Source organism: Phenylobacterium sp. (assembly GCF_004299445.1).
Classification (GTDB): domain Bacteria; phylum Pseudomonadota; class Alphaproteobacteria; order Caulobacterales; family Caulobacteraceae; genus Phenylobacterium.
Genome location: NZ_SCTC01000014.1, coordinates 20,023 through 37,319, shown reverse-complemented (window position 1 = coordinate 37,319; position 17,297 = coordinate 20,023). Strand labels below are relative to the sequence as shown.

18 protein-coding genes are annotated in these 17,297 nt (G+C 67.0%); 16 read left to right on the top strand and 2 right to left on the bottom strand.

Going from position 1 to position 17,297, the window contains the following annotated elements:
• The first annotated feature begins 743 nt into the window (after positions 1 to 743).
• The 16 genes from EPN98_RS04445 (at position 744) to EPN98_RS04370 (ending at position 15,791) form a co-directional block, all read left to right on the top strand.
• Positions 744 to 1,190: a helix-turn-helix domain-containing protein gene (locus EPN98_RS04445; RefSeq protein WP_293360899.1), complete on the top strand. Its 447-nt coding sequence runs from the start codon at positions 744 to 746 to the stop codon at positions 1,188 to 1,190.
• Positions 1,187 to 1,714 (top strand): Fur family transcriptional regulator, encoded by a 528-nt coding sequence (locus EPN98_RS04440; RefSeq protein WP_293360897.1) that lies wholly within the window; start codon positions 1,187 to 1,189, stop codon positions 1,712 to 1,714. The genes EPN98_RS04445 and EPN98_RS04440 overlap by 4 nt, the downstream gene beginning before the upstream one ends.
• A gap of 500 nt (positions 1,715 to 2,214) precedes the next feature.
• The gene (locus tag EPN98_RS04435; RefSeq protein ID WP_293360895.1) at positions 2,215 to 2,562 is read left to right on the top strand and encodes a TrbC/VirB2 family protein; all 348 of its coding nucleotides are present in this window, start codon (positions 2,215 to 2,217) and stop codon (positions 2,560 to 2,562) included.
• Positions 2,562 to 2,825: a VirB3 family type IV secretion system protein gene (locus tag EPN98_RS04430; protein ID WP_293360893.1), complete on the top strand. Its 264-nt coding sequence runs from the start codon at positions 2,562 to 2,564 to the stop codon at positions 2,823 to 2,825. The genes EPN98_RS04435 and EPN98_RS04430 overlap by 1 nt, the downstream gene beginning before the upstream one ends.
• 95 nt (positions 2,826 to 2,920) lie before the next feature.
• On the top strand, positions 2,921 to 5,392 hold the full coding sequence (trbE, locus tag EPN98_RS04425) for a conjugal transfer protein TrbE (protein ID WP_293360891.1): 2,472 nt from the start codon (positions 2,921 to 2,923) through the stop codon (positions 5,390 to 5,392).
• Positions 5,389 to 5,745: a hypothetical protein gene (locus EPN98_RS04420; RefSeq protein WP_293360889.1), complete on the top strand. Its 357-nt coding sequence runs from the start codon at positions 5,389 to 5,391 to the stop codon at positions 5,743 to 5,745. The genes trbE and EPN98_RS04420 overlap by 4 nt, the downstream gene beginning before the upstream one ends.
• On the top strand, positions 5,738 to 6,469 hold the full coding sequence (gene trbJ / locus EPN98_RS04415; RefSeq protein ID WP_293360887.1) for a P-type conjugative transfer protein TrbJ: 732 nt from the start codon (positions 5,738 to 5,740) through the stop codon (positions 6,467 to 6,469). Before EPN98_RS04420 ends, trbJ begins: the two co-directional genes overlap by 8 nt.
• Positions 6,470 to 6,723: 254 nt before the next feature.
• Entirely contained in the window at positions 6,724 to 8,031 is a 1,308-nt protein-coding gene (gene trbL / locus EPN98_RS04410; RefSeq protein WP_293360885.1) for a P-type conjugative transfer protein TrbL, read from the top strand.
• A gap of 14 nt (positions 8,032 to 8,045) precedes the next feature.
• Positions 8,046 to 8,729 carry a conjugal transfer protein TrbF gene (gene trbF, locus EPN98_RS04405; protein WP_293360883.1) on the top strand — a complete coding sequence of 228 codons (684 nt, stop codon included), beginning with the start codon at positions 8,046 to 8,048 and terminating at the stop codon, positions 8,727 to 8,729.
• On the top strand, positions 8,726 to 9,646 hold the full coding sequence (gene trbG, locus EPN98_RS04400; RefSeq protein WP_293360879.1) for a P-type conjugative transfer protein TrbG: 921 nt from the start codon (positions 8,726 to 8,728) through the stop codon (positions 9,644 to 9,646). Before trbF ends, trbG begins: the two co-directional genes overlap by 4 nt.
• A 4-nt stretch (positions 9,647 to 9,650) precedes the next feature.
• A complete protein-coding gene (locus EPN98_RS04395) occupies positions 9,651 to 10,904 on the top strand; it encodes a TrbI/VirB10 family protein (protein WP_293360876.1) in 1,254 nt (417 codons plus the stop codon).
• Between the two features lie 120 nt (positions 10,905 to 11,024).
• Positions 11,025 to 11,273 (top strand): DUF2274 domain-containing protein, encoded by a 249-nt coding sequence (locus tag EPN98_RS04390; protein ID WP_293360873.1) that lies wholly within the window; start codon positions 11,025 to 11,027, stop codon positions 11,271 to 11,273.
• 587 nt (positions 11,274 to 11,860) lie between these two features.
• Positions 11,861 to 13,267, top strand: coding sequence for a DnaA N-terminal domain-containing protein (locus EPN98_RS04385; RefSeq protein WP_293360870.1), 1,407 nt, complete (start codon positions 11,861 to 11,863; stop codon positions 13,265 to 13,267).
• A gap of 61 nt (positions 13,268 to 13,328) precedes the next feature.
• Entirely contained in the window at positions 13,329 to 14,387 is a 1,059-nt protein-coding gene (locus tag EPN98_RS04380) for a DUF3800 domain-containing protein (RefSeq protein WP_293360901.1), read from the top strand.
• Positions 14,388 to 14,456: 69 nt separating this feature from the next.
• Positions 14,457 to 15,185 carry an antitoxin Xre/MbcA/ParS toxin-binding domain-containing protein gene (locus EPN98_RS04375; protein ID WP_293360867.1) on the top strand — a complete coding sequence of 243 codons (729 nt, stop codon included), beginning with the start codon at positions 14,457 to 14,459 and terminating at the stop codon, positions 15,183 to 15,185.
• 54 nt (positions 15,186 to 15,239) lie between these two features.
• Entirely contained in the window at positions 15,240 to 15,791 is a 552-nt protein-coding gene (locus EPN98_RS04370; RefSeq protein ID WP_293360864.1) for an RES family NAD+ phosphorylase, read from the top strand.
• A 97-nt stretch (positions 15,792 to 15,888) separates the two neighbouring features.
• On the opposite strand, the gene EPN98_RS04365 is transcribed toward EPN98_RS04370, so the two are convergent.
• Complete coding sequence (locus tag EPN98_RS04365) at positions 15,889 to 16,239, bottom strand: hypothetical protein (RefSeq protein ID WP_293360862.1); 351 nt, start codon at positions 16,237 to 16,239, stop codon at positions 15,889 to 15,891.
• A gap of 434 nt (positions 16,240 to 16,673) precedes the next feature.
• A complete protein-coding gene (locus EPN98_RS04360; protein ID WP_293360859.1) occupies positions 16,674 to 17,000 on the bottom strand; it encodes a DUF736 domain-containing protein in 327 nt (108 codons plus the stop codon).
• Positions 17,001 to 17,297 lie beyond the last annotated feature (297 nt).

Genomic DNA, 17,297 nt, shown 5'->3' with positions numbered 1-17,297 from the left:
AGGCGCCGCAAGGCGCCAAGCTCAAGCATCAGGCTCGGGGGGGCCGCTCCAGCCGCGACGGACGCGTCACCTGCGCCCACTGGTCATCCAGCACAGGCCAACCCGCTCGAACCACGGGAACGAGAACCGGCGTGGCGGTGGGCGCAGGCATGGCGAAGGCGTGGGCCGCGCAGTGGCCCGTACAAACCATTGTGAAGAAGTTTTGCTTGGGCGCTTCTTGCCTCGAAGGCAGGTCGGCGATTTTCAACGCCTGCGCAGTAGCTGGCGCCGAGCCGAGCTCGACGGCCTCGTGTGCAGTGGAGCCAGAAACAATTGCCGCCAAACTTATGAACAGCGCAAGCACCCAGGCCAGCGCAACTCGCGTCCACAATTTCGGTGAAGTAGACCGTCGGCGAAAAGTCGGGCGGCGCGCCTGTCGTCGGACGACGCGCGGCGCATCCCTCGCCAAAAGGCGAGGAGCGGGTGCGTCTGCCCAGAAGGCTTCGCAGCGGATCGCCGTCCCGATCATCACCGCCTCTATACTGTCCCGGCGGCTGAAGGGGAATGCGTTATAGTATCACTCCCGACCGTCGGCCCTTGGGAGCGGATTTCCAGGCGCGCGTGCGCGGTGATCTGCCAAGCCGAGTACACGCAGCCTGACGACGCGGCTGCGACCTGACACGAGGCGTCGGAACAACTGGACATGGACCCAGGATGCATCTTCAAGTGGCTAGAGGATCAAGCGCCTTTTTTCGAGAGTTCATATGCCGCCCCATTCCATCGGAGAACTCGCCAGCCTGGCCGACGTGAAACCGCCGACCATCCGTTTCTACGAGCAGATCGGGCTGATGCCGGCGCCGCGCCGCACGGCGAGTGATCGGAGAGTCTATGAGCCTGAGGCCGTCGCCCGGCTGGCCTTTATCAAGCACGCCCGGCAACTTGGCTTCCCGGTCGAAGCCATCCGCACCTTGTTGGACCTGGCGGATCATCCCGAACGGTCCTGCGGCGACGCCAACCGTCTGGCGCAACAGCAGTTGGCGGCCGTCGAGCAAAAGCTCAGCCTGTTGGCCTCGCTGCGGACGGAATTGAGCCGCATGGTGTCTGCCGGATGCGACGGTCCCGCTGGCGAATGCCGGGTGATCGAAAGCCTCAGCGACCACGGCCATTGCCTCGGCGACCACGGCCCGGCCGATTCCACGATCAGATCATGACCCCGCTCGCGCCATCGCGCCCTGGCGAGACCAGCCTCGAGGCTTTGCGGCCTACATCGCCGCGAGCCGCGTTGGTGCGCGCGGAGGCGAGGTGCCTGGCGGCGGGTGAACGCTGGACCGAGCCACGGCGCCGAACCTTCGAATTGCTCGTGGAGGCCGGCAGGCCCGTGAAAGCCTATGATCTCGTCGCCTGCTACGGCCCGGGTCGTCGACCGACCAAACCGCCGACGGTCTATCGGGCCCTCGACTTCCTCATCGACCTTGGCCTTGTGCACAAGGTCGAGACGGACAACGCCTTCATCGCCTGTCCGCGGCCTGACGCGGCTCGGCACTCCGCGAACTTCCTGATCTGCGAGGTCTGCGGTCGCGCGGATGAACTGGACCTCGGCATGGAAGAGTCCCTCGAGGCGATCGCGGCACGGCTCGCCTTTCGCCTTGATCGCGTCGTGATCGAAGCGAGGGGCGTCTGCGCGGCTTGCCGGTTCAAGGCAGGCCGCCGCCTGGTCAACGACCAAGGTCTCTGACGGACCCTCAGCTTGAATTCGAATTGCCCCAACGCTTTCGGGGCAGGGCTATGCGTCGTTGCTCGGCCCTGGCGCATGGCGTTATGGCTGTCTGCCAGACGATGAACGCCGATCGGAAGTTCTGATGAGGCGAAGAACTCAAGGAACGTGAACACGCAAAGCCGGCGTCGGCCTGATCCTGGTTATCATGCTTTAATGGTATAATAGATACGGGGATTTCGGCTCGGTAATGGCTAAGCTTGAGAGCGTTCATTAGCGTCTGGCGCGAATGTTTGCCCCGTTTCGGTCATAATGTCTCTGGAAAACAAGTCTCGTGCTGACCCGGAACGATCCGGCGCCGGACTTCGCCCATCATCCTAAGCTTGACAATGGGCGTTTTTTCATAAAATCGCACATGACGGACGTTTATCGACGCAAACGCACTTGACCCGCGCATTTTTGCGACTCAATCCTGGGTAGCCCGAGATGTTCCGGGCTACGCGTCAGGAAAGCGCTCAAGGATGGCCTTCACCCCATTCACCGCGGCCGCGGGCCGCCGCAATCTACGGACGGCGGTCACGGTCGCCGGTATCGCGCTGCTGGTCGCCGGTCCGGCCTGGGCCGCGGGCGGCGGCACCGCCATGCCCTGGGAGACGCCGCTCGAGACGATCATGCAGTCTCTGTCCGGGCCGGTGGCCAAGGCGGTCGGCATCATCGCCATCGTGCTGACCGGGCTGGGCTTCGCCTTTTCGGAAGGCGGCTCGGTGTTGCGTCGGGGCATCGGGATCGTCTTCGGCCTGGCCATCGCCTTCACCGCCACGACCTTCATCACGTCATTCTTCAACATGACGGCGGGAGCGGCGTTCTGATGAGCTCGCTCGTGGACGGCTTCGAGATCGGCTTCCATAGCTCGCTGGCCGAGCCGGTGACCATCGCCGGCGTGCCGCGAATGATCGCGGTCCTTAACGGCACGCTCACCGCCGTTCTCGCGCTCGGCCTCCAGGTTCCGCTGATCGGCGTTCCCCTCGGCCTCGCGATCCACGCCGTCTGTTACTGGCTCAACAAGCGCGACCCCTACTTCTTCGACGCCCTTGGACGGCACATCCGACAGCGACCGTACCTGGACGCCTGATGGCTCACCGTTCCTCACCACTTCCGTTCCTACGTCTGGACTCGCCGCCTCGGCGATCGGCGCAGGTCTGCTGACCGCCAGGTCTCGAGGCCCCGATGTTGTACCTGCGCGAATACCGGCCCAAGGCCGACCGGCTCTTCGATCACCTGCCGTGGGTGGCGCTCATCGGGCCGGGCCTGCTGCTCAACAAGGATGGCAGCTTCCAAAAGACGCTTGCCTTCCGCGGCCCCGACCTCGCCAGCTCCACCGAGGCAGGGCTGGTGGCGGTTCGCGCCCAACTGAACAACGCGCTGCGCCGGCTCGGATCACGCTGGTGCCTGCACATCGAGGCGCTCCGCGCCGCCTCCCAGGATTATCCGTCCAGCAGCTTTCCCGACCCGGTCTCGGACCTCGTCGACAACGAGTGGCGCGACGCCTTCGAGGGCCAGGAGCGCCATTTCGAGAGCCGCTACTTCCTGACCTTCACCTATTTGCCGCCGGAAGAGGCGGTGAGCACGGCCGAGAGCCTGTTGCTCGAAAACGCTCCTTCCGGGCGCGGCGCGGCGGGCATGTATCGCGCTGCGCTGAACGACTTCCAGGGCACGGTCCGTCAGATCGCCGATATCCTGACGGCCATCATGCCGGAGGTTCGCGAGCTCAGCGACGACGAAACCCTGACCTATCTGCACGGCTGCATCTCGACGAAGCGCCATTATGTGCGGGCGCCCGAGACGCCGGCCTATCTCGACGCCTTCCTGACCGACGACGACTTCCAGGGCGGGCTCTTCCCCAGGCTCGGCAAGCGCTACATCCGGACGATCTCGGTGCGGGCCTACCCCACCACGTCGTCTCCCGGCCTGTTGGATCGCCTGAACGAGCTCGGCATCAGCTATCGCTGGGTCTGCCGTTACCTCCCGCTCGACAAGGAAGACGCGCGGCGGGCGGTGACCACGGTGCGCAAGCGCTGGTTCGCCAAGCGCAAGGGCGTGCTGGCCCTGCTGAAGGAGGCGATCACCCGAGAGCCCTCTCTGCTGGAGGACCCCGAAGCAGCGGCCAAATCGGCCGACGCCGACGCCGCCTTGGCCATCCTCGGCGGCGACTTCGCCTCGATCGGCTATTTCACGCCCACGGTCACGCTGATGGACGAGGACGCCGATCGCCTCGCCGACCGCGTTCGCGAAGTCGAAGGGGCGATCAACCGCGCGGGCTTCGTCTGCAAGGTCGAAGACGTCAACGCCGTGGAGGCCTGGATCGGCAGCCTCCCGGGCCAGGCTTACGCCGACCTGCGCCGCCCGCTCGTCTCGTCCCTCAATCTTTGCGACATGATGCCGATGTCGGCGATCTGGCCGGGACCGACCCGCAACGCCCACTTGACGGAAGAGTGCCTCAAGCGGGGTCACAAGGGCGCGCAGCCGCCCCTGATGTTCGCCCGGACGGCCGGCACGACACCCTTCCGTTTCGATCTCCACCAGGGCGACGTCGGGCATACGATGGTGGTCGGTCCGACCGGGTCCGGGAAGTCGGTCCTGCTGAATACGATCGCCATGCAATGGCTGCGCTATCCCGAGGCGCAGGTGTTCTTCTTTGACAAGGGCGCCAGCTCGCGAGCCGCGACGCTGCTTGCCGGCGGCCAATTCTTCTTCCTCGGCGGCGATGCCAGCGAGCTCGCCTTCCAGCCGCTGGCCGACATCGACAGCCCGGAGGACCGCGCCTGGGCCCAGGAATGGGTTGAGGACCTCGTCGCCGCCGAAGGCGTGCCGATCATCCCGCAGGTCAAGGAGGAGATCTGGAGCGGGCTACGCAACCTCGCCGCGGGCCCGCGCGAGCAACGCACCCTCACCCTCCTGGCCGCCACTGTTCAGGACCAGGCCGTGAAGGCCGCCCTGGCGCCCTACACCCTCAGCGGCCCGCACGGCCACCTGCTCGACGCCCACCAGAACAGCCTGCAGGCGGCGGTCTGGCAGACCTTTGAAATGGCCGAGCTGATGACCAACCGGGCCGCCCTGGCGCCGGTGCTCACCTACATCTTCCGCACCCTGGAACGCCGGTTCGACGGTCGGCCGACACTGCTGGTGCTCGACGAGGCCTGGCTGTTCCTCGACCAGGGGGCCTTCGCGGCGAAGATCCGCGAATGGCTGAAGACCCTGCGAAAATATAATGTCGCCGTCGTCTTTGCGACGCAGAGCCTCGCCGATGTGGCGCGATCCTCGATCGCCCCGGCCCTGATCGAAAGCTGTCCGACCCGGATCTTCCTACCGAACCCGGATGCGCCCACGCCGCAGATCGCCGATCTCTACGCCGGCTTCGGCCTCAACGCCCAGCAGATCCGCATCATCGCCAGCGCCACGCCGAAGCGCGAATACTACTACCAGTCGACGGCCGGCAACCGGCTCTTCGAACTCGGTCTGGGCCCCATCGCCCTGGCCGCGGTCGGGGCCTCATCGCCTGGCGATCAGCAGACGGTCACCGCGGCGCTCCAGGGCGCCCGAGAAGGTTTCGCGGCGCGGTTCTACGCCGCCCGGGGTCTGACCGAAGTCGCGACCTATCTCGATGAAGCGGCGTCTCCGCCGGCGGCGAGGGTCGCATGATGGAGGACGCGACCCCGGATGACGCTCTGACCCTGATCGCAGCTCGTCCCCTCAGCGCGCGAGAGCTTGCCCGCTTGACCGCTGTCACAAGTCGACTCCCGTCGGCTTGGCTGCTGACGGTGCGACGTCGTCGGTTGCTGTTCCTGGGCCTTGCGGCGCCCGGCTTCCTCGCGGTCTTCACGACCACGCTTCACCACAACTTCTTCGTGCTGGTCGCCGGCTTCGTCCTGTTCGGGGCGGCTGTTCTCTTCCGCGCGGTGTCCGAACCGCTCTTCGTCCGCGCCAAGGCGGCCGACATCTGGCCGCCCGAATCCTTTCCGTCCTCGCGTAAACGGGAGTTTCCACATGCGTAGGCTTCTCACCACGGCTGCGGCCGTCGCCCTTCTCGCGCTTCCCGCTTCGGTGGTCGCGCCGCCGAGGGCGCAAGCGCAGATCTTCCCGGGTGTGGTCGTCAACGACCCGGCCGCGATCGCCCAGATGGTCTCCCAGGTCAGCAACAGCCTGCGGCAGATCGAGCAGTTGCAGGCGCAGCTGACCAACCAGGTGGCCATGCTTCAGAAGCTCGGGACCGACGTCACCCAGCCACTGGCGCAGATCAGCCAGCAGGCCACCCAGCTCCTCCAGCAGGCTCAGGCGATCGGCTACAATGGCCAGAATATCGGCCAGCAATTCCAGCAGCTCTATCCGTCGAGCCTGTCTGGCAACAGCCTGCAGCAGATCCTGCAGCGCTACGGCAGTTGGCAGGACAACAGTCGCCTGACCTTGCAGGATTCGATGGCGGTCCAGAACCAGTTGGTCCGTTCCCAGCCGACGACCGCCAACGCCGTGACAAGCGCCGTCGCGGCGTCTCAGAGCGCCGCCGGCCAGACGGCGGCCATCCAGGCCACTAACCAGCTACTCGCGGCCCTGAGCGGCCAACTCCAAGGCTTGCAGACCATCCTCATCGCCCAGGCCAGGACCCAGGAAACCATACTTGCGCAACAGCAGGCCGGCTCAGTTGCCGCTCGCGCAGAGTCACAGCGCCACAACGCTTACACTCCCGTCCGAGGATCCTTTTCCGGCGATAAGGGCCTCTGAAGTTGCGCCCCCATCTTCTTCTCCTGTTTGCAATGGCCGCGCTGACGGCCTCTTGCGGACGCCCGGCTGAGGTTTCCGAGAAACCGACCAAGCCGGCGGTTGCGGACAAGAAGTGTCCGGACCCCAGTATTCACGAGTCTACCAACCCCTGCTCCCCGAACTATTACAAGCCCGTTCGAGGAGGCTTCAAGGGAGAGAAGGGGATTTAGTCAAATCCACGAGTACCTACCATGGCAACCGCGAGTCCAGCCGCGTTGGACGAATTCATTCGTCGCTTCACGGGTCAAATTGATAGTGGCTTTGGCCTCATCGCTGGCGATGTCCAGGCGATCTTGGCGACGCTGGTTGTCATCAGCATCACACTGACGGCGATCCTCTGGGCCATCGATGAAACCCAAAACATCATGGCGAGCTTCGTCCGAAAGATACTGCTCGTGGGCTTTTTCGCGTGGCTCGTGAGTTCCTGGCAGACGCTAAGCGCCACAGTCGTGAATGGCTTCGCTATGCTCGGCCTCAGGGCCGGCGGCGGACCTTCGACGTTTAGCGACTTCAAAAACGCGCCGACTACAGCGGTCGACGCGGGCATGCAGGTCGTAGTCAAACTAGTCGACTATATCGGACAACTCGCCTCGCAAAATGCTGGCTTCGGCGCGCTCCAGCACATTGACGCCATACTGATAGCCGCCGTGGCGGCAATCGGCATTTTGCTTGCGTTCATTGTGCTGGCGATCGAGATCGCGGTCACGATCATAGAGTTCCACCTCGTCACTCTCATTGCGTTTGTGACGGTGCCGTTTGGGGTGCTCACCCAGACATCCTTTATGGCCGAGCGGGCCATCGGATACGTCGTATCTGTTGGCCTTAAGATGATGGCGCTCGGCGTTATCTTGGGCGTTGGCATCAATATCTATAAGACCTTCACACTCTCTCCTGAGCCTACGATCGGCGAAGAATGCGGACTGCTGCTGTCCGCGATTTTCCTGATGATGCTCGCGCTCAAAGTGCCCGCGATTGCGGGGGCGCTGGTTTCTGGAGGCCCGCAACTCAGCGCGGGCAGCGGCTTAATGGGCGCCGCTGGCGTTGCGGCCGGGGTCGCCGGGGTCGCTCTCGCTGGTCGGACCATTGGCGGCGCTGTGGCAGGTGGCTGGGCCGCCGGCGGACAAAAGGTGGCGGCCGCTCAAGCCGCCGCGGGCGCGATCCCGCCCGGCGGCGGGTCCCCGAGTGGTGGCGGCGGCGGCCCTAGCGGCGGCGGTGGCGGAGGTCTCGGCGGAGCCGCCGCTGACTTCGCGCGAGCTCCAGTGTCGAGCGCCGTGGCCTCTGCTCGCCGGTTCGCCAATCGCTCCGGAGGAGAGGCCGACGGCAGCGGCGAAGGCTCGCCGCCCCCTCCCCCAGCCCCTTCGGCGGCCGACACGGTGGCGCGAACGCGCGAACGTCGCAGCGGCGTGCGGGCCGCGGCCGAGGGGAGCTTCGCGGCGGCCACCAGCACCGCCAACGACATCACGCCGGGGATGCCCGCAACGCCGACGCGGCGGGGTGACGATCATTCCGAGCGCGAAGCCTGAACCGGATTGGACCGATGAACCCCTTCAAGCGCCCCAACGACCGCTATGGCAGCTCCGCTCCGGTCGAGAGCCCCTATCTCCGCGCCTCCCGCGAATGGGACATGCGTGTCGGGTCAGCGACCGTACAGGCCAAGAACTGGCGGCTCGCCGCCTTCATCTGCATGGGCATCACCGCCTTGTCGGTAGGCGGTCTGATCTGGCAGTCTAGCAACACAAACATCGCCACCTACGTCGTGCCGATCGACAAGTACGGCCGCCCTGGCCGCATCGAACTGGCGGGCCGGACCTATCAGCCGGCCACCGCCGAGATCGGCTACTTCCTCGCCGATTGGGTCCGCCGGACACGTTCCAAGAGCATCGACCCGATCGTCATCCGGGACAACTGGACCGGCGCCTACCACTTCGTCGCCGGCGGGGCGATCGGCCAGCTCAATGACTACGCCAAGGCCAACGACCCGTTCGCCAATGCGGGTACGCAGGCCGTCAATGTCGAGATCGTCTCGGTGCTTCCCCGCAGTCCGAACACCTACCAGGTGCAGTGGCGCGAGACGACGTTCAACGCTGGCGCCAGCGGCCTCACCGAGAACTGGACCGGGCTTTTCACCACCAAGGTCAATCCGCCCAAGAACGAGGCGGAGCTGCGGGCCAATCCCCTGGGAATCTACATCACCGCTTTTCAGTGGAGTCGCGAGCTATGACCCTCCCTCACCTGCAATCTCGCGTCGCCCTCGCGGCCTTCGCCGTTTTGGCGTTCTCGCCTCTGCCCGGTTCGGCGCTGGCGCAGGTCCAGCGTCAGGAGGCTGCGTCCGTTGCGGCCGCGCCAAAGCCGGCGTCCCCGCGCGCCAAGCCTCGGCCGGCCCCAGGCTATCGCACGGCCTATTCTGCCAATGCTCAGAGCCGCGACCTCCCCAACAGCGGCGCCTATGTCAACGCTGCGCTCTACTATGCCTTCGAGCCAGGCCGACTCTATACGGTCAACACCAGCCCGCGATTCCTGACGGTGATCGCCTTGCGCCCTGGCGAAAGGCTCATCTCCAAGGCCGCCGGCGACACCGTGCGCTGGGTGCTCGGCGAGACCGTGCAGGGCTCAGGACCCTCCGAGCAGGTCCTGGTGATGCTGAAGCCGACCCGCGGGGGGCTACGCACCAATGTCATCCTAACGACCGACCAGCGCACCTACCTGCTCGAGGCGGTCAGCCGCGAGGGCGAGGCCTACACCAGCGTGGTCAACTGGACCTATGCGCTGGATGAGGCCCGCGAGGCCCAGGCGGCCAAGGCCGCCGACGCCCGCGGCGTGGTGGCCTCGGGCCTCGCCATCGATCAGCTTCACTTCGACTACGACATCCGCCCGATCAAATCCAAACCGCCCAATTGGCAACCGCTGCGGGTCTTCGATGACGGGCTTAAGACCTACATCCAGTTTCCGACCAACCTCGGGGCCAGCGAGGCGCCGCCGCTGTTCGTCATCGGCGCGGACAGGCAGGCCCAACTCGTCAACTACCGCTACCTGAACGGCTACTACGTCGTCGACCGGCTGATCGACGTCGCCGAGCTGCGGCTGGGTGAGAAGCGCCAGACCGTGGTGCGGATCACCCGCACCGGCAAGCGGAGCTGACGCCATGTCGCATCTTCCGCCCGATCCGCCCCTCGAGCCGCAGGCCCCGCCGCGCGTGGAGCCGAAGGCGCCTTCGGAAAGCGTACTCGCCGCGCCGCGCGCGCCGGTCACCCGATGGAACCGCCGCTACCTGCTGGCTGGCGCCGCTGTCCTCGCCGGCCTGGTCGGTCTCGGCTTCTATGTCGGTTTCGGCGGCGCCCATCGCCCACAGACCCGGCCGGTGGACGAGCAGGCCAATGTCGACACCAATACGCCGCAGACCCCGGCGATCGCGGGACGCTACGCGGCCGGCTATGGCGATCCGACCGTCCAGGCCGGGCCCGGCCAGCCGGGCTTCGCCAGGCTGCCGCCGCCCGCGCTCGCCCCCGGGTCGGTAGATCCTGCAACGGGTGCGGCGGTTGCGGCCGCCGCGCCTCCTCCCCCGCCCGTCGATCCGCGGGTGCAGGCCGCCCAGGAGCAAGCGATCGCCGCTCGCGCCTCAGGGCCCTTCTTCGGCGGGGCGCCGCCGCAAACGCAGGCCTCAGCCCCCGGGCTCACGCTTGCCGCGACCGCCCCCGGCGCCGGAGCCGGTGGGGCCGCCGCGCCGAGCGAGGTTCAGCCCGGCAACGGCCAGGCCGCCAAGGTGCAGTTCGCGCAGGGGTCGCGCGCCGAGGACTATCTTCTCAATCCCCTTCGGCCGGCGGCCAGCCCTTGGGAGGTGAAGGCCGGCACCATCATCCCGGCGGCGCTGATCACGGCCTTGAACTCCGACCTGCCGGGCGAGGTCATCGCCCAGGTCACCGAGCCGGTCTACGATCACCGGACCGGGCGCACCGTCCTGATCCCGCAGGGATCTCGGCTGATCGGCCAGTACGACAGCCAGATCGCCTACGGCCAGAACCGGCTGGTGGTGGCCTGGAACCGGATCATCATGCCCGACGGCCGCTCGATCAACATCGGGTCGATGACCGGTGCGGACTTGAGCGGGGCGGCCGGCCTGCAGGACCGCCGCGACGGCCACTTCGGCCAGCTCGCGCGGGGCATCCTGCTGTCGACCCTGTTCAGCGTCGGCGCGGCCGCCGCCCAGGACGCCGGCACCCGAAGCTCGGGCGGCCTGGTGATCAACAGCGCCGGCAGCGGCGTGGCCAACTCCGCCCAGATGGTCGGCCAGCAGATCACCGGCCGCGACCTCAATCGTCAGCCAACGCTGATGGTCCGCGCCGGCTGGCCGCTGCGCGTGCTGGTCAGCAAGGACATGATCCTTGCGCCCTACCCTTGAGATCACCGATGTGCGCCGCCGCCCACGAACGCCGTCATCGGGCCTTGCGGGCGCCGCGCCACCAGGTCGCTGAGGCCGAGCGATCGACCGCGTTCACTCAAACCTAGAAGGAGCCTGGAGATGGCCAAGACCCGCACGGCGACGCCGCTCGCTCTGCCGAAGATCGAGCTCGAGGAGAAGTCGCTTGAGGTCAAATTCCGGCTGAAGGGGCGCGCCGCCATCGACCTCCTGGATTACAGGCGCGCCCATCAGGCGCTCAACGACCAGGAGGTTGATATCGGAGTCCTGGTGCAATCGATGCTCGCCAAGTTCATCGAAACCGACAAGGGCTTCCAGGCGTGGCGTAAGGCGAACCCAGAAACGGCATGACGCCAGCCGCGGCCCCCATGGGCCCGCCGCCCAGGTTCGTCTCCCGGTCTCGCCTCCTGGTCCTGCGAGGTACGTTGCGCTCTCGATCTTGACTCGGGCAGATCATGGATCCGAATCGGCGGCTCACTTGCGGTCTTGAGCGCCTCCGGGGCCTCAGTTTCGAAAGTGTCGGGGTCGCCCGAGGCTCACGTTGCCTGATTCGGCGGGGCCGCCCGCGATTCTGATCTTTCGACAATCCCAACAATACCGATTCGGTCGTCCTTTTTCGGACGATTCACGCCCTTCGGTCTCTAGGGGCGGCGCCCAGACTCATCGGACCTTCAACGAGTTCGCCCGAGGCGCCCTCCTGCGTCGGCCGAGCGCCGGAGATCACCGATGACCTAGCGACGAGACCCTGAAACGGCGAGAGCCCCCCGTTGGCGCGGGAGGCTCTCGGAGATCGCAGATGCCGTTGTGGAAGGCGGCGAATTGACTGGTCCAAGGTATGGGGCGTCGTAAGGCGCGTCAAGGACCAGACGGGGAAGCTTTGCCCCGCGTTCGGCGATCTTGGCCCGGTCCAGCGGCTTCGTCCCAATGAAGGGACCACCATGCAGACCGCCCATTCCAACGAATGGCGGCCAGGCTTCGCCAAACGCGCAGACAACTTCGATCAGGTCTGCGCCCAGGCCGAAGCCTGGCGCTGGCGCCCGGGCGAGAGCATCGCCCGCGTCGCCGCCGCCGTGCTGAAAGGCACGCCTCAGCTCAGCGCGCCGCAGCGCCTGACCCTGCTGCTCTATGTCGAGCACCTCAACCAGGATCGCCTGGAGCAGGACATCGCCTGCGTCTGGCCGTCGACCAGCCTGGTGGCCGAATATCTGGGCTGCAGCGAGAGCCAGGCCCGGGCCAACCGGCGCGCCCTGGAGGCCGGCGGCTTCATGGTGCGCGATTATACCCGCGCCAACCGGCCAGCCGGGCTCGAGGCCTATGACCTGCGCCCGCTGATGGCCCGTCTGGATGAGCTGGAGGCGGTGGACGGCGCGATCCGCGACGCCGCGGCCGCCCGCAGGGCGATGTATTCGGAGGCGGTCGCCTTCCCGATGAAAGATAGCGCCCGGGCGCCGGAATCCCGGCGCCAAGAACAGTCCCATGAGAACTTTAGTTTCTCTGTACGAGGAAAGGACGCGGCTCCGCCGCGACATGCTTCACCAGGTCGGCCCGCTACGCGGCCCGAGATCGGCGAGGCCAGAGACGAGTCGAACACACGCCGGCGCACCGGAACGACCAGCGCCATTGGCTCTCCGGGGGGAGCCAGCGGTTTCGTCAGCGGAAAACCGGACCCGTCGGGGTACGCGGAAATGGTCCGCGCCGAGCTTCGGACGGCCGCCCTGGTCTGCCCGTCCTTGGCCCCGCTGGTCACCCCTGCCCTGCTCGCCAACCCGGCCGGCGCCACGCCAGAGGACGCCGTACGCGTGGCGGCCGCCGCGGCCGAACTGCTCCCGCAGCCGGAGCGGAACAATGACCAGACCGCCATGTGGGGCTGGCGCAAGCATGGGATCCGCGTGCTGGTGATGCTGGCCATCGCCGTCGAGGACCCGGAGGTCCGCTCGCCCTGCGGCTATTTCGGCAAGCTGACCGGTCAGGATCGCGGCGCGGCCGACCTTCGGCTGAACCTGGCGCGGATCCTCAAGGCCAAGGGCGAGTTGCAACCGCCGGACGCCGCCCCCGCGCCAGCTGTCGAGGAGCCGCCGCCGCTGATCTTCAGCCCCGGGGTCGAGGACCATCCTTGGCCGGACATCGCCGGCCACCTTCGGGCGATCGTGCGCGAGGGCGCCTGGGGCAGCTGGTTCGGCCAGATCGGTTTCCACGGCGTGGTCGACGGCGTCCTGACCCTGTCGTGCCGCACCGAGATCGCCGCCGACCGGATCAAGCGCGACTTCATCCCCGCGATCCTGCAGGCGGCCGAGGCCGCCGAGGTGTTCGTCGACCGGGTCGTTCTGACGGTTCGAAAGCGGTGAGGCGGGCCTATATCTGCGCGGCGGGTGGCCTGGCGCGGCGGGGGACGCAGGGGGTGTGACGATGGAATGTTTCCGGATCGACGAGAGCGGCTACACCGGCTTTGACCTGCTGAATCCTGAGCAGCGGTTCCAGGGCGCGGCGGCGATCGCCATCGGCGACGAGGAGGCCGCGCGGCTGATCAAGGCGCATTTCCCGCGCCTTCAGGCCCCGGAGCTGAAATACCGCGCGCTGTCGCGCCGGCCTGGCAGTCGGCCGCATCTGCTGGCGCTGCTGCGCGACCTGCTGCAGGGCTACAAGTGCGTCACCCACGTCATGGACAAGCGCTTCATGCTGGTCCTGAAGTTCTGCGACTACGCCGTGGAGCCCTGGTATTACGAGCGCGGCGGCGACTTCTACGCCGACGGCCAGAACTACGCGATGGGATCGCTGCTCACGATCCTCGGTCCGACAATGCTAGGGGCCGCGCCGTTCGAGGCCATGCTGGCTGCGTTCCAGCAGGCGATGAGAGCCAAGACGCCTGAGAGCCTCGACGCCCTCGTCGCGGCGGCCCGCCGCACCAACTGGCAGGCGATCCCCGAGGCCATAGGGCCCCTGGCCAGGGATGCGTGCCCCGATTGCTTGGCGGCGATCGCCACGCCCGGCGTCACGACCGACCTTGCCATGGTGACGATCCAGGCGCTGATCAGCCGGATGGAAGTCATGGCTGACGGCCCCTATCGCGTGGAGCACGACGAGTCGAAGAACCTCGCCACCTACCATGACCTCCTGCAGGCGTTCATCGACCACACGGGGGAGGTCGAGCTTCGACAATCGGCGATCGCCAGCTTCAAGTTCCCGCTGAAACTGACCGAGCTGACCCAGGTCGATTCCAAGACCAGCCCCGCCATCCAGCTCGCAGACGTGATGATCGGCGCGGCGCTCGAGGCCGGCAACATCATGACCGGGCATCGCACGGAGGGCCTCGACCCGGAGGCCCTCCTGCCGCTGTTCAGGGACGATCAGCTGATCCACATGCTCCCGAGCCTGGACTTCGAGGCGCAGAAGGCGTTCCGCAAGGGCGCCCAGGCGTCGCAGGTGATCGACTATTTCGCCGCCAACTTCGGCGGCAAGGGTCTTTGACGAGTTTGACAGACCTGATGAACTTGACGAGTTTGACGCGAAGGCGCATCTTCGAGGCTAGGAGACCCCATGGCCCAGCCACGTGAACAGGATCGTCAGGCGACCGCGAAGCGGTCCCGCAGCGCCAAGCCGGGGGCGGCGCGCTCGGCCTCGAGCGGCCAGTTCCTGCGGGTCCACGCCGACGACGACGTCACCGAAGTTCTGGTCTCGAAGGTGCGCTACGGCCGGATCGTCAACAAGTCCCGCGTGCTGGGCAAGGTGATCGCCGGCTACGCCGACGCCGCCGCCAAAGCCAAGCGGACGGGCAAGGCCTATGTGATCACCTATGTGGTGACCCCGGACGGCAGGGCGCAGGCCATGGCTGAGGCCCCGGCCGAGAGGCCGCCGGAAGGCTCGCTCGACGCCGCCGTCGCCCGGGCCAGGGCCCGCGGCGCGACCAAGGTCGCCGAGATCCTGAAGGGTCCGGACATGCTGACCGCGCGCGACTTCGGGCCGCTGATCGGCGCCTCGCACGAGACCGTCAACACCAAGCGCAAGCGCCACGAGATCCTGGGCCTGGAGGGCGCGACGCGCGGCGTGAAATACCCGCGCTGGCAGGTGACCGACACCGGCCTGCCGCTGCCGGGCCTGCCCAAGCTGTTCGAGATCCTGGGCGAGCAGCCCTGGACCGTCTTCCGCTTCCTGAAGACGCCGCACGCCGAGTTGGGCGGCAAGACCGCCCTCGACGTGCTGAAGACCGGGCGCGTCGACACGGTCGTGGCCGTCGCCGAGAACCAGGCCGCCGGCGCCTTCAGCTAGATGGCGGCCGTGCCCGCAATGCCGGGCCCGGCGTTCGCGGGACGCGCGCTGGTCTTGAAGACCGTTCCCGCCGGCGAGGTCTGGCGGCGGATGTACGAGACCCGTTTCCCCGACCCTTTGGGCTGGGGCCCGGGCCTCAACCGCTTCAGTGATCCGACCGGCCACGCCTATGGCGTGGTCTATCTCGGCTCCAGCGCCAAGGTCGCCTTCGTCGAGACGATCCTGCGCGACGCGGCTGACGGCCGAGGCGCCGATTTCATTGTCGATATGGCGGAGATCGAGACGCGGTCCCTCGCCAGCCTGCGGGTGATCCAAGATCTCCGCCTAATCGATCTGACGGACGACGGCTGCCTGCGGATGGGCGTCCCCTCCGACGTGGTCGGCGCCAAGGACCAGACGTTGGCGCGCACCTGGTCGGCCGCGATCTATACGCACCCGGACCAACCGGACGGGGTCTATTTCGCCTCGCGGCTCAACGGTCAGGGCTGCATCGCGCTCTACGACCGGGCGCTTGCGAAACTGGAGGCCGTCTCCACGCCCCGTCTCCTCGATTGCGGCGTCGAGCTGGCCCAGATCCTCGACGACCTGGACATCGCCATCACTTAGAGCGCGACAATGGGTTGTCGGGACCGCCGTTCACCGCGGCCGATCGTCGGGAACCGGAACAGCGCTAGCATCCTGCCCACACAGCCCTGCCCAGCCGTCACGGGCCCTCGAGCGGGGCCGTCAGCTCCGTGATCAGGGTCACCGGGCCATAATAGCCGAAGTCCTCGCGGACACAGGCGAGCGCCAGGTCGACGTCGCGGTAGGTCTTGGGCTTGTCGGACTTGAACATATTGACCCGGTGCTCGCCGGGCCGACTGCTCAGGCGCACGAAGATCGTCCAACGCCGGTCTTCGCCCTGCACCAGGCGGACATCCTTCAGGCCGCCGCCGTTCTGCAGATAGGCCGTGAGACTGCGCACGCGGATGGCGTGTTCGGGATTGTGGGCGGCGATCCACACCTCGTCGTCACGGCCCGCCGGCGTCGCCCGCTTGTCGTCCTTCTTCGGCAATGGATATGGCCCCGTTAAGCATCGCGAATCCCGTGAATCCGTATCAGGAAACGCGCCGGCGCGCCGTACAGATATGTTTGCGCCCCGGCGCTTTTATTGCAGAGCTTACAGTGGATAATCGGATAAGTAGAATATTAGTCAGACAGCACTTCTTACGCGAGTAAGTAAGAGTGGTGTTCGCCGAACCAAAAACAGATCCGGCGAAAAGACTAGAGCCTACTGCTCTTCAACGTGGCGTCAGGTCACGGTCTCACGTTTGAACGGGCACAGTAGCGGGGCGCCTGACGGTTGGGCAATCCACTTTTGTTGGGGGAGCGCCCTCCCCCTGCGCCGCAGCCCCGGGGGTCTGCGTCGACCCCCACCAGCGGGGAGGGCCCCGCAACGCCCCCTAAGGAAGGCGGCGCCGGCCGCGACCGGACCGGCGCCACGACCCGTCAGGACCGGGTCCAGATCAGGTTGAAGCGATCGCCGCCGGCGTCTTCGACCAGGGTCGCGAACAGCGGGGCGGCGAAGGCCGGATCGTCGATCTTCACCGACAGGTAGTCCCGCTGCTGGGCGCTGGTCTTGCGCCAGGCGGCGCCGAGCTCGGCGTCCGTCTCCTCCGGTCCCCGGCCCGTGCCGGTGGCGAAGATGCGGTAGTCCGGCGCGTTGTCGCTGGCCTTGTCCGCCTTGCGGATATCCAGCTCCACGTCGAGGCTGAGGGTGCGGATCGCCCCGTGGAAGGTGTCGCCGCGGCGGGTGAAGGTTCCGATGGTGGCCATGGTCTTGCTCCTGTCTGATCGCGACCGCGCCGATCGCGGTCTCGATGGCGCTCAGGAGGCCGGCGCGGAGCGGCGCCGCACCCGCCAGGGCGTCAGACGCCGGCGGCGGCTTTGTTGCCGCGCGAGGAGGCGCATCGCGCCGGGGAAGAAAGCCTGGCCGCCGCGCGTTGCGGCGCCGGACGAGGCTGCAAGCCGTCGCCGGCCAGAACGCCAAACCGAGAGACCGCCTGTCGGACGGGCTTCAGACTGGGGCGTCCCCAGGGCCGTCGCGGCCATCGCCAGCCGGCATTTTCAGGG

What these genes read in the sequence shown, in the direction of transcription:
- EPN98_RS04440 (WP_293360897.1), top strand. Translation starts at nt 1,187, where the DNA reads ATGACCCCGCTCGCGCCATCGCGCCCTGGCGAGACCAGCCTCGAGGCT.
- EPN98_RS04430 (WP_293360893.1), top strand. Translation starts at nt 2,562, where the DNA reads ATGAGCTCGCTCGTGGACGGCTTCGAGATCGGCTTCCATAGCTCGCTG.
- EPN98_RS04435 (WP_293360895.1), top strand. Translation starts at nt 2,215, where the DNA reads ATGGCCTTCACCCCATTCACCGCGGCCGCGGGCCGCCGCAATCTACGG.
- trbF (WP_293360883.1), top strand. Translation starts at nt 8,046, where the DNA reads ATGAACCCCTTCAAGCGCCCCAACGACCGCTATGGCAGCTCCGCTCCG.
- EPN98_RS04375 (WP_293360867.1), top strand. Translation starts at nt 14,457, where the DNA reads ATGGCCCAGCCACGTGAACAGGATCGTCAGGCGACCGCGAAGCGGTCC.
- EPN98_RS04360 (WP_293360859.1), bottom strand. Translation starts at nt 17,000, where the DNA reads ATGGCCACCATCGGAACCTTCACCCGCCGCGGCGACACCTTCCACGGG.
- EPN98_RS04420 (WP_293360889.1), top strand. Translation starts at nt 5,389, where the DNA reads ATGATGGAGGACGCGACCCCGGATGACGCTCTGACCCTGATCGCAGCT.
- EPN98_RS04385 (WP_293360870.1), top strand. Translation starts at nt 11,861, where the DNA reads ATGCAGACCGCCCATTCCAACGAATGGCGGCCAGGCTTCGCCAAACGC.
- trbE (WP_293360891.1), top strand. Translation starts at nt 2,921, where the DNA reads ATGTTGTACCTGCGCGAATACCGGCCCAAGGCCGACCGGCTCTTCGAT.
- EPN98_RS04395 (WP_293360876.1), top strand. Translation starts at nt 9,651, where the DNA reads ATGTCGCATCTTCCGCCCGATCCGCCCCTCGAGCCGCAGGCCCCGCCG.
- EPN98_RS04380 (WP_293360901.1), top strand. Translation starts at nt 13,329, where the DNA reads ATGGAATGTTTCCGGATCGACGAGAGCGGCTACACCGGCTTTGACCTG.
- trbG (WP_293360879.1), top strand. Translation starts at nt 8,726, where the DNA reads ATGACCCTCCCTCACCTGCAATCTCGCGTCGCCCTCGCGGCCTTCGCC.
- trbJ (WP_293360887.1), top strand. Translation starts at nt 5,738, where the DNA reads ATGCGTAGGCTTCTCACCACGGCTGCGGCCGTCGCCCTTCTCGCGCTT.
- EPN98_RS04390 (WP_293360873.1), top strand. Translation starts at nt 11,025, where the DNA reads ATGGCCAAGACCCGCACGGCGACGCCGCTCGCTCTGCCGAAGATCGAG.
- EPN98_RS04445 (WP_293360899.1), top strand. Translation starts at nt 744, where the DNA reads ATGCCGCCCCATTCCATCGGAGAACTCGCCAGCCTGGCCGACGTGAAA.